10 protein-coding genes and 1 pseudogene are annotated in these 11722 nt (G+C 45.2%); 5 read left to right on the forward strand and 6 right to left on the reverse strand.

Going from position 1 to position 11722, the window contains the following annotated elements; genetic code table 11:
* Nucleotides 1-28: 28 nt before the first annotated feature.
* A complete protein-coding gene (locus AC55NX_RS06880; protein ID WP_496995066.1) occupies nucleotides 29-847 on the forward strand; it encodes a class I SAM-dependent methyltransferase in 819 nt (272 codons plus the stop codon).
* A gap of 102 nt (nucleotides 848-949) precedes the next feature.
* Here AC55NX_RS06880 and sthA read toward each other — a convergent pair whose 3' ends face one another.
* Nucleotides 950-2350: a Si-specific NAD(P)(+) transhydrogenase gene (sthA, locus tag AC55NX_RS06885; RefSeq protein ID WP_496995067.1), complete on the reverse strand. Its 1401-nt coding sequence runs from the start codon at nucleotides 2348-2350 to the stop codon at nucleotides 950-952.
* Between the two features lie 225 nt (nucleotides 2351-2575).
* Here sthA and fabR point away from each other — a divergent pair, with 225 nt between their 5' ends.
* Complete coding sequence (fabR, locus tag AC55NX_RS06890; protein WP_059123019.1) at nucleotides 2576-3205, forward strand: HTH-type transcriptional repressor FabR; 630 nt, start codon at nucleotides 2576-2578, stop codon at nucleotides 3203-3205.
* The gene (locus AC55NX_RS06895; protein WP_496995068.1) at nucleotides 3205-3558 is read left to right on the forward strand and encodes a YijD family membrane protein; all 354 of its coding nucleotides are present in this window, start codon (nucleotides 3205-3207) and stop codon (nucleotides 3556-3558) included. Before fabR ends, AC55NX_RS06895 begins: the two co-directional genes overlap by 1 nt.
* Nucleotides 3559-3761: 203 nt before the next feature.
* On the opposite strand, the gene AC55NX_RS06900 is transcribed toward AC55NX_RS06895, so the two are convergent.
* On the reverse strand, nucleotides 3762-4808 hold the full coding sequence (locus tag AC55NX_RS06900; RefSeq protein ID WP_496995069.1) for a hypothetical protein: 1047 nt from the start codon (nucleotides 4806-4808) through the stop codon (nucleotides 3762-3764).
* A 638-nt stretch (nucleotides 4809-5446) separates the two neighbouring features.
* Between AC55NX_RS06900 and AC55NX_RS06905 the strand changes: the two genes are divergently transcribed.
* Complete coding sequence (locus AC55NX_RS06905; RefSeq protein WP_159440512.1) at nucleotides 5447-5635, forward strand: hypothetical protein; 189 nt, start codon at nucleotides 5447-5449, stop codon at nucleotides 5633-5635.
* A 45-nt stretch (nucleotides 5636-5680) separates the two neighbouring features.
* Here AC55NX_RS06905 and AC55NX_RS06910 read toward each other — a convergent pair whose 3' ends face one another.
* On the reverse strand, nucleotides 5681-5983 hold the full coding sequence (locus tag AC55NX_RS06910; RefSeq protein ID WP_496995070.1) for a hypothetical protein: 303 nt from the start codon (nucleotides 5981-5983) through the stop codon (nucleotides 5681-5683).
* Nucleotides 5984-6078: 95 nt separating this feature from the next.
* Nucleotides 6079-6816: an SEL1-like repeat protein gene (locus AC55NX_RS06915; protein ID WP_496995071.1), complete on the reverse strand. Its 738-nt coding sequence runs from the start codon at nucleotides 6814-6816 to the stop codon at nucleotides 6079-6081.
* A gap of 825 nt (nucleotides 6817-7641) precedes the next feature.
* Between AC55NX_RS06915 and AC55NX_RS06920 the strand changes: the two genes are divergently transcribed.
* On the forward strand, nucleotides 7642-7833 hold the full coding sequence (locus tag AC55NX_RS06920; RefSeq protein ID WP_496995072.1) for a hypothetical protein: 192 nt from the start codon (nucleotides 7642-7644) through the stop codon (nucleotides 7831-7833).
* Between the two features lie 44 nt (nucleotides 7834-7877).
* On the opposite strand, the gene AC55NX_RS06925 is transcribed toward AC55NX_RS06920, so the two are convergent.
* Together AC55NX_RS06925 and AC55NX_RS06930 are read right to left on the reverse strand one after the other, a co-directional pair.
* A complete protein-coding gene (locus tag AC55NX_RS06925) occupies nucleotides 7878-9014 on the reverse strand; it encodes a hypothetical protein (RefSeq protein WP_496995073.1) in 1137 nt (378 codons plus the stop codon).
* 3 nt (nucleotides 9015-9017) lie between these two features.
* Nucleotides 9018-11722: pseudogene (locus AC55NX_RS06930) on the reverse strand (hypothetical protein); the annotation flags it as partial.

Raw genomic sequence — 11722 nt, forward strand, 5'->3', positions numbered from 1 at the left:
TTATCATCTAAATCGACTTTAGAGGATAATGACGATGTCATATTACTGCCGGAAGCATAGAGAACACTACCAGATTCCCGCGCATCTCGTTGAGCCGCTATGGTTCAGGAGCCGGGAAAGCTTAGCAGACAACGGCTTAATCTATGATCCGATTGCCGCACAAGCCTGTTTATCCTGTCAGGTAGCTCTCGATTGCTGGGATGGCAACCTTGATCAAAAGCAGTTGTTACATGTCACGCTGACTCAAATCTGTGATCAACAGGTTCGGGAATTTCTTTCTACATATCCGGATGCTTGGGTAATTAACGTCGGTGCCGGTTTGGATACGCGGTTTTATCGCGTTGATAATGGTCTTTGCCATTGGCTGGAAGTCGATGTGTCTGAGCATTTGATCTGGCGACAGCGATTATTCCATCCCAGTGAGCGTTATCAGCACATGAATGGCAGTGTCACCTCGCTGGCATGGTTAAAAACCATCAATATTTCAGAGTCTGCCCCGGTGTTGATTCTTTGTGAATATGCTTTGCTTGAAACGCAGTCAGAACATGTCGCCGCGTTTATCAGAACGCTCGGGCTGACTTTTCCTCATGCTCATGCATGTTTGCTGCTTGCCGGCGATAAAACTGGCACCCGTTTAGGGCAACGGATGGGATGCGGTGCTTACCAACATGGTTTTGCCGCCCCGAAAAATGCGGTATTGAACTGCTTACCGTGGGTCAAAGAGGTCCGCAGTTTTTCACCGTTAAACTATCCCTGTCGGCGTTGGAAAATCTGGCAGCGCTTAGTTTGTCGCCTGACGAGCTGCCAATTCCGCTACACGCCGGTGGTGGTTCACTGTTATTGGTAATATGGTATTGCTCGCCTCTTGTCCGGGCTGTGTACACCGTACCAAGCCCGAAACAAAAGCATCGAAGTGCGACTGAAGCATTGCGCAATGGGAGGCTGGCGATTAAAACAGGCGATTCAATCCATTCAACGCTGCGACCCGATAGGCTTCCGCCATGGTCGGATAGTTAAAGGTCGTATTGACGAAATATTCAATGGTATTGGCTGCGCCTTGCTGTTCCATGATCGCCTGACCGATGTGAATAATTTCCGCTGCCCGTTCACCAAAGCAGTGAATCCCGAGAATCTCCTTGGTTTCCCGGTGGAACAGAATCTTCAGACTCCCCACATCAGTCCCTGCGATTTGCGCGCGCGCCAGATGTTTAAACGAAGAGCGGCCGACCTCATAAGGGATTTTGGCATTGGTCAGCTCCTGCTCGGTTTTGCCGACAGAGCTGATTTCAGGAATGGTATATATCCCGGTCGGAATATCTTCAATGAGCTGACTGTTACTCGCACCGAATGCAATGATTTGTGCGACAAACCGGCCTTGGTCATAAGCGGCGCTGGCGAGGCTAGGGTAACCAATCACATCACCGACGGCATAAATATGTTCGACTTCAGTCTGGTAGCTCCGATTGACCGCCAACTGGCCGCGTGAATCGGCTGCCAGCCCGAGCACTTCGAGATTTAACCGATCGGTGTTACCCGTTCTGCCGTTGGCATAGAGCAGGCAATCGGCTTTCATTTTCTTACCTGATTTCAGGTGAACAATCACCCCATCCTGACAGCCTTCAACGCGCTGATAAGTTTCATCATTGCGAATCACCACGCCGTTATTCCAGAAATGGTAGGACAGCGCATCGGAGACTTCATTATCAAGAAAAGACAGCAGACGATCACGGGTATTGATCAGATCGGTTTTCACCCCAAGTCCCCGGAAGATCGACGCATATTCACAGCCGATCACCCCGGCACCATAGATCAGAATATGGCGCGGATCATGGGCTAAGTTGAGAATCGAGTCACTATCGTAGATGCGCGGATGACTGAAATCGACATCATGCGGTTGATAAGGGCGCGACCCCGTGGCGATGACAAACTTATCCGCGGTATAACGCTCTTTGCTGCCATCATGCTGAAGCACTTCGATGGTGTGACTATCGATAAATTGGGCAACGCCAAACAGTAAGGTACATTTGTTGCGATCATAAAACCCTTGGCGTAACCGGGTCTGCTTATCAATCACAGATTTTGCGTGCAACAGAATATTGGGGAATGTGGCGTGAAGGCTGGTGTTGTTATGGCAAAACAGCGGGTTGCTGTTAAATTCGATGATACGGCTGACGGCATGTCTTAAAGCCTTGGATGGAATCGTCCCCCAATGGGTACATCCGCCACCGACACTTTGTTCTTTTTCAACGATGGCGACATTCAGCCCTGCTTTGGTCAGCCCCATCGCGGCACCTTCACCGCCGGGACCACTGCCGATGACAATCGCATCGAAATGATGAGTCTCTGACATATGACTTCCTGATGAATGTTCGTTGGTTTTTTTGTGATCATATTGTAACGGATTATTTGCCGGTGTCTCTGTTCTGCCAAGCGATCAGTGATAATGATCGCTGATACGGTCATGAAATCAGTTTGAATAGACAATTTTGTGCGGGATGAGATATTGTTTTATCGATAAAACAATAATTCGCGTTATAGTAGAGCGTTTTTAGCTGTGATTTAGGAATTGTACGCCATGGGAATCCGTGCTCAACAGAAAGAAAAAACCCGTCGCTCATTAATTGATGCAGCCTTTCGCCAATTGAGCGCACAACAGAGTTTTTCCAGTTTGAGCCTGAGAGAAGTCGCCAGAGAAGCCGGTATCGCCCCGACTTCATTTTATCGCCATTTTGATGATATGAATGAGTTAGGGCTGACCATGGTTGATGAAGGCGGATTATTGCTGCGACAACTGATGCGTCAGGCACGCCAGCGTATTGCGACCAAAGGCAGCGTGATTCGCACCTCGGTTGAGACGTTCATGGAATTTATCGAAAACAGTCCCAATGTATTTCGGCTATTATTGAGAGAACGCTCAGGAACCTCCTACGAATTTCGGGCTGCGGTCGCAAGAGAGATTCAGCATTTTGCTGCCGAGCTGACTGAATACCTTGTCCTCAACGGATTGGCACGAGAAATCGCAGCTCCTCAGGCTGAAGCTTCCGTGACCTTGGTATTCAGCTCCGGTGCTGAAGCGATGGATCTGGATAAGAACGAACGGGATGAACTGGCAGAACGATTAATTATTCAGTTAAGAATGATTGCCAAAGGTGCAGCAAGTTATCGGATTGCACGTAAACATCAACAGAGAGATGGAGTTGATTAATGTCGGATAAAAATACTTCAGAACGCAAGAACCTGATTCTTGCTTTTATTGTCGGCGTCTGTGGCGATGCCATTTTGTCTTCAATGACCATGAGTGAGGTCACTTTTTCTATTTTTCCCTGGATAGCCTTAATTCTGGCGGTTCAGGCACTTTATCAGGAATATCTGCGTCAGCCGGTTTCAGAAGATTTTCCGCTAGTCGGGTTAGCCTGTTTTTTTGTCGGTGCTTTCGGCCACTCCGCCTTTGTTAAAGCGCAGTACCCCGAAGCCGGGTCGAACTTTCTCGCGATCGTCGTGGTACTCCTGCTGATGATCTGGATTGCCCGCAAAATGGGGTATTGGGGTAAACATTAACCCTATGCTGATGCGGGTTGTCCGTGCGACAAGCCGCAGCGTGTAACACAACTCAACTGTTTGCTCAACAAGCGCTACACTGCATAGTAAAAGCCGGTCAGTGAACTGACCGGCTTTGTTGTTGGTGAAACGACCTTTTTCATCATTCTATCGTTGGCGTGTGTGCCGGAGACTGTGAGTCTGCTGCGAGAGTTGCGTTCCTCTTATTCTTCAATCACCGAAACTTTGCGCCATGCATAATCTTTAAAGTCACTTTTTTTGAAATCATAACGTTGAATAAATTTTTCAATCAACTGATCTTGTTGCTCAGTGGTCAGGTGGGTACTCTTCGATGAGATAAAAAATAACCGCTCCTTGCCGGCAAAATTTTCTGAGGTCAGCATGTCCGCCTCTTGGTTCATCTTACCGCCATTGAGCAGCGCTTGGCTGAGAATAAAACTGCGACTGAAATGACTTTTATCCAGTTGGTATTGTTTGAGATCTTCTTGCGTCAGATTGGGGTTTCTTGCTAAGAACTCTGCACGCTCCGCTTCAGTGACCGGTTGAATTTTAGTGATCCACAGTGAGGAATCTTGCTGATGCTTGTCACCGGGGTAATAAATGGACTGATTAATGTAATAATCCATCGTTTCAATATAGATACCAACCCGATAGCCTTGTGTGTTCTCGTGGCTCAAAAAGAGAGAGATGGGATTCATACCATTTTGAACATAGTCCCTGTCAGCGTTGCGAAAACTGGGGTGCTCCAGATAGTCCTGAATCTCACTGACATAGCTGGAGAAACCGTACTGATTCGGGATCATATAGCCATCCAGTGGCATTTTTGCATTGGTATAGACGTAAAATGACCCTAAATCTTTTTCTCTTTGCTCGAGTGTTGCTTCGGCTTGCTTTAAGAGGTTGTATGCTTCCTGTCGTTTTTGATGATGCATATTGTTCATGGTTTGCATGGCATTCTGAATGGCCAGCTCATCCTGTTGGCGCTTCCAGGAGATCCCCTGTATCGCTGCAATAAAACCGAGGAACAGACATACAGCAACGATGAATTCAAGCTGACGCTTTTTATCAACAGCGGCCGCCATCTGTTCAGGAGTGAGGAAACGAATATCATAACCGAGAAGTTCATCGTCATTGGGCAGTCTGACTTGGCCGACATCTTCAAATGGCACATAAATAACCCGTCCATTTTTTAATGTCACGATCGCGTAAGCATCAATGGTCTCGACAAGGCCATGATTTTCGATACACACATACGAGATCTCCCATCCGGGAAATTTAGCATGCGAGTAAAGCACTGCATGTTTATCAATGAGTTTAATGGCTCTCTGGACGTTAGTGTAAAAGAACATACGTGATGGATTCCGTTGACTTGATAAGACGATTTAAATATGAGCTATCAATACGCACGTGATGTGAATACCGATTTAACGCAGGCTGACGATATTAACAGGCTCACTTGACTAGGAGAGGGCGATTATAATGAAATCCCTGCATTGTTCTTGATAGATTGATATATAAAAGTACACACTGTGAAATTACTCGCAAAACAATGTCGAACTAAGTATTAGAAAAGTATGAAATTTCACCAACTCTCTCGCGCTTTGCTAAGCGACCACTCGCCAACAAACCAGACACTGCTTACGCTGCATCTGCACCGCTAAAAAACGGTGTCGGGATTCGAACCCTGCTGCAAACCACAGATACACAAGTGACTCATATTGTATTGATGAGCCGTTGTGTGTAGCCTTTACTCACTCCGATTATGGTGAGCTGGGTTGGGCTGACTCAGTCAGGCTGCAACCTGTGGTGCGGTAGTTCGAACCCTCCCAGTTCACCACCTCTGAGATTCGAACCTCTGGTGGTGATTTTTGAAACGCTACAGGAGGCCATGATGCCAAATTCAACCACTCATCTTGATTTACACCTGACCGCTCGCGGTTATCTGATTGATTTCCTTGCCACCAGCACCGCACCTTCCGTTGACCAAAATGAATTGCGTGAGATTCTGCTATTTCTCAATAATCTGATTACGTTTGATGAGATAAATTTGATTAAAGAAGACGTAGAAGGGATTTAATGGAGAAAAGGGGGATCAGGTTGCTGAACCCCCTTATTGTAGTATTTATGGTCTTGTGTTCATTTCATCAATATAAATGGCAGGAGTCATGTTTTTAATAATTTCTTTTGCTATCGATTGAGCCTTTGTTAATTCATCTTTTGTCAATGGTTTGATATTATTGTTATTTATGGAATAGTTATATATTCTCATGTTTCTCGTTTTATCTTGCAATGTATCATCAACAATAGAACATGCAGCCCCCATGATTATATTATCTCTGTCACTGTTGTCTATATCAGAATAGTAGTTTCTACATACATATAAATTACTATAGTTATATATAGTGTGCTTAACTAGTTTTGACATATAAGAATGAGAGATTAAATCCACATTGCTATATATAGTGTTATTCACTAATGGGAGGAAGTTATTGTTTGCGGCTAATTTTGATAATTTTATTATTAATTTTTTTTCTCCAAAGATAATGGTTCATTCTTTTCTAAAAATGGTAAGTATGATCTGCTGGTATAATCATAGATTAATCTCATTAATGGCTGATAATAATGGTTCTTGGCATTTTCAGTGACTAACTGCTCCAGTTTTTTATGTACTTCTTCTGAGCTGTTTTCATCATACTGAAGCAGATAATACTCCGCTTTTTTATCGCCTTTCTCTGCCCGCTCCTGCAGTAGTTTTCGCCCGAGTTTTCCCCACTTTTGATCACAGTAACCGCTCATAAACATCTGGCACTCACGATTGTTGCTATCTAATCGGAGTGCGGCATAGGGATTCCCCAGCTCGGCTGACTTCCGGAATAACTTGGCCGCCGGGCCACTGGAGTAGTAGCTATCGTCATAGGTGATTTGAGCCAACCAATACATGGCATCAGCATTGCCTTGTTCGACTAAGGGTTGCAACAGTTCTTCGGCTCTTCCCTGCTGATGTCTTTGAATATATAGCAGGGGTTCATACAGCGGATCTCTGGGTCGATAGGTACTGGAGATATACGGGTCGGGGTTAAATGGCTGACTTTCTTCAGCCATTTTCAACAGTTCTGTCAACACCTTGGGACCTTCCGCTTGGCGGGACTGAAAGCCGGAAGGGATCATCAGGTAGGCCATAAAGCCAGCTATGGATAAGATAACAATACCAATTAAGGTAAAGAGTGTTTTGTAAATCAGTCGTTTATTGATCTTCATGCTTTAAGTGTCCAGCTTTGTTCTTTCCACGGTTTATAGGTGGTTTTGTTCCAGAAGTAACCGTTGTCTTTTCTCGTTTCTGTTTTCGAGCATTGTATGATGCGCTGAATGTTTTCGATCTCAGTCACTTCTGCGTCTGCGCATCAGATACTTTTGGCTTGGCCCCAAAAGTATCCAAAAAGGCCGGTTGTTCAGCTTTCGTGCCGGCTATCAGGGGCGCTTTTATTCGCATCCTGCTCACGAAAAGCTAAAAAGTTCGTCCTGAACTTTTTCCCTGAGTTCATCGCTTCAACCGACATAAGCACACAGGACGATCAAACTGATACTGCAATGCTGAGATTTACGTTAAATCGCTTTGTTTCAGCTTGACCTTGTGAATGACTTCATTTGAGCGGTTTGATTGTAACCCAATCTAAATATGAATCATGATGAATTGGTGTTTCAAAGCAGCACAGTGTGAAATTACTCGCAAAATAATGATGCCCCCAGTGTGAGCAAAGTATGAGATTTTACGCTATGACACGCGCTTTATTTTCTTATGACTCGTCAGCAAACCAGACACTGCTTACGCTACATCTGCACCGATAAAATCCGGTGTCGGGATTGGAACACCGAGTAATAACACCAAATGCATAAACCATCGCCTTGTGCTACTTCATGTTTATGTGTAGCCTTGGCTCACTCATATTATGGTGAGCTGACAAGGCAACCTTGTGTTGACCGTTTGGTGTTAACGGTAGTTCCAAACCTTGTTCAGCTTGCCACCCATGGAGATTGGAACCTTCAGTGTGGCTGTATTCTCTCATTAACACCAAAGAGGTTACGATGTCTAATTCACAACCTAATTTACAACCTAATTTACACCTGACCGCTCGCGGTTATCTGATTGATTTTCTTGCTACCAGCACCGCACCTTCCGTTGACCAAAATGAATTGCGTGAAATTCTGCTCTTTCTCAATAATCTGATTACGTTTGATGAGATAAATTTGATTAAAGAAGATGTAGAAGGGATTTAATGGAGAAAAGGGGGAGCAGGTTGCTGATCCCCCTTATTGTAGTTTTATGGTCTTGGATTCATTTCATCAATATAAATGGCAGGAGTCATTTTTTTAATAATTTCTTCTGCTATTGATTGAGCCTTTGTTAATTCATCTTTTGTTAATGGTTTGATATTTTTGTTGTTTATTGAATAGTTATATATTGTCATGTTTTCCGTTTCATTTTGCAATGTATCATCAACAATAGAACATGCGGCTCCCATAATTATATTATCTCTGTCATTGTTGTCTATATCAGAATAGTAATTTCTACATACATATAAATTACTATAGTTATATATAGTGTGTTTAACTAGTTTTGACATATAAGAATGAGAGATTAAATTCACATTACTATATATAGTGTTGTTAACTAATGGGAGGAAGTTATTGTTTGCGGCTAATTCTGATAATTTTATTATTAATTTTTTTTTCTCCAAAGATAATGGTTCATTTCTTTCTAAAAATGGTAAGTATGATCTGCTGGTATAGTCATAGATTAATCTCATCAATGGCTGATAATAATGATTTTTGGCATTTTCAGTGACTAACTGCTCCAGTTTTTTATGTACTTCTTCTGAGCTGTTTTCATCATACTGAAGCAGATAATACTCCGCCTTTTTATCGCCTTTCTCTGCCCGCTCTTGCAGTAGCTTTCGACCAAGTTCACCCCATTTGGGGTCACAGTAACTACTCATTCTTCTGCGACATTCGTAATTATTGATATCTAATCGCAATGCAGCATAGGGATTCCCCAGCTTAGCTGATTTCTGAAATAGCTTTGCTGCGGGTCCTCCTGAATAATAGTTATCTCGATAAGTGATTTGGGCCAGCCAATACATGGCATCAGCATTGCCTTGCTCAACCAGAGGTCTCAATAGATCTTCCGCCATTCCCTGACGATGTCTTTGAATATATAAGAGGGGTTCATACAGCGGATCTCCGGGGCGATAGGTACTGGAGATATACGGGTCAGGGTTAAATGACTGGCTTTCCTGAGCCATTTTCAGCAGCTCAGTCAGCACCTTGGGGCCTTCTGCCTGCCGGGACTGAAAGCCGGAAGGGATCATCAGATAGGCCATAAAGCCACCTATGGATAAGATAACAATACCAATTAAGGTAAAGAGTGTTTTGTAAATCAGTCGTTTATTGATCTTCATGCTTTAAAGTGTCCAGCTTTTTTCTTTCCACGGGTTGTAGGTGGTTTTGTTCCAGAAGTAACCTTTGTCTTCAGTCTCTTTGATGGTCTGTTCCAGTTTGTTCCGATCGGCAATTACTTGTGGTTTGTCACCTTCTTTGGCAACCCGAATGGTTAAGTAGTCATATTCGCCATCGACAAAATGAGCAATGGCATCCGTCCGCTCTTCAGCTTCATAGTGGTAACGTTTCATATTGCCACATAATGTCTTACTTAAAGCAACAAAGATTTTTCTAAGATCAGTTATATCCTGATCCCTACCATAATCAGAGTATAAACTATTGATAAATTTTGCCAATTGCATCCAGCTTTGGGTAAAGCGTCGCCATTGTTCCATCGGGAGCCGGGCGGATTCATAGTTGCCCCTCATACGGATCAGGGTCTTTTCAAACTGTCGGCGTTTTTTCTCAATATCCGCTTCACCGGCACCTGTTTTTGGAGATATCCATTTGAGGATTTGCACAATGGCTAATGCTTTATTTACTTCTTGGTTCTGTCTGATCCTTTTTTCTTCTTTATTTTCGAACAAGCCGCCTTTGTTTTGATTACTCAAACAGTCGAGCAGATGGCACAAAGTTTCCGGTGGCAGGTTAGAAACCCAGAGTTGGGTTTTCTGTTGCTTGTCATCTGCTGATTCGAGAATACTATCTGCGATTAACGGTGCATAATCTTCCTGCAAACCATCTTTGTGAATAAATGACAGGGCTTTGGCCGGCAGCAGCAGGGCTTCACCTAAAGTCAGACCGAGTGCGACCGCGACGGTCAGGCGGCGGTTGAGCTCTTCAAAGTCTTCGTTGCGGCCTTGCTCATTCACTTCACCGAAAGCTTCAATGCGTTTAAAGCCGGATTCATTGAGCATGGCGAGCAGGCATTGAATAAAACGGTCAACGTTGAGCGCATCAAGGGCGATGGCGACTTTGCCTGACGCACCGGGGCCGCAGACCAGTTTGGCTGCGGCAATCACATATAAAGCTCCGCGGTGGAAGGTAATGCTGAACTGAGCTGATAAACCGACCCCGTAACTAACGGCTGCCTGAACCGCTAAACTCCCTAAGCGCATCATCTTACCGCGCTCCGCACTATTGGAGATGTCAATCGTCGGTGGCCGCCAGTAGACTTCACCACTCAGCTCACCGCCGACTTCAACCCCGGCAAAGGCATCGACGGTAATTCCTGCTTGTGCGGCTGAGTTCTTTTTGAGTGTGCCGAGTGCCCTTTGCCCGACGGATTGCTCTGACTGTGGCAAGGATGGTGGCGGTGCTGCGCGCACTTGGCTGATTTCACCGGCATTATAGTCCGCTGTTGTAATCGCCTTACCCCGCACACCGAGTTCACCCGCTTTCGTTGTGGCCGGGCCGAAGCAAAGATTCCCGGCGATACTGACACTGGCGGCTGCCAAACCATAAATCGTGGCGGAGACGCGCATAAACATCTCACCGGCATCATAAATGTCCTTTTTATCTTGCCCATCCACGTTTTTCAGATAATGGATTGCTAGTGGTTTCCCCTTGAACTGGCGTTTGTCTTTATGGTCATCATTTTCAGGTTGCAGCGGGAACCACGCCTTCGCCGTTAATTGAGCCCGGAATAAATCCGCAGTGAAATTGAGTGCGCCACCGGCAGTGGTATCGGTATTGACCGCGAGATTATTGTATTCGCTTAACGGGAGGTTGAGGTTGGTCTTCACACTGGAAGACAAGCGCATAAATTGTGCGGAAGCATCAACCACATATTGAGAGGATTTGCCGTCCGGCCCGAGCCCTTCTTCCCAGTGATAGCTGTCTGACCAGAATGCCGATACTTCTGATTTTTTCTCTGCGGCTAAGTTGATTGGGTTGAGCAGGAACTTGCCATTCAGCATACTCGCTTTCAATGCCTTAACGCCATCCGTTTTGATGGATGTACGGATGGCTTTCATCGCCTCAGACAGGGTCGGAAATGCATTGGCTTGTGCGGTCTTAATATTTTGGGGTGTTTTGCTGTCGGCAGCCGGGCTGATCAGCGCGACTTTAGTGGTAATATCTTTGAGATGGCCTTTTGCCAGCAGGGTGTCTTTTTCATCTTTAGGTAAATACCACGCCGGGCCTCGCACCCAGCCGAGTGTTCCTTCAGACATCAACACACATTCAACCACCTGAAGGTCGGCTTTGCCGGTCTCTTTATGGAAGACTTTGGTCTTTTTCTCTTTGGGTTGATACTCTTTTTCTTCCCAGAGCAGCAGGTAGCTGGTTGGGATTTTATCACCGCTGAGGTAGAAATTACGCAGTGAATCGGCGCCTTTTTGGGCTCTCGATGTGGCGATGGTTTTCAGCGCATCAATTCGCGCCATGGCGAGCTTTTTCAGCCACAGTAAGTCACCGAACATATCCGGTGCAGGCATCCGTTTGTTTTGCTCATCTTTATCAAGACCCAGCAGTTCATCTAAGTCGGCTATCCACTTGGTGATTGTCGCATCGACCAGTTTGACCAGCGCCAGACAGGGGTAATAGGCCCATTGCCCTGCGCAGCCCTGACTGAGCAGTGATTTAATCAGCTCTTCTTCAGTCTGTTTACGGGTACCGTCGATATTTGTGGCGTGCAACGCTTCCTTATTGACCTTGAGCTCGGTCAGCAAGTCGTTGACCAGTTTTGCCCCTTCGGTAATTTTGACCGGCAGTCCGTTGTCAGTGA

Source organism: Vibrio rubrogenes (assembly GCF_059641415.1).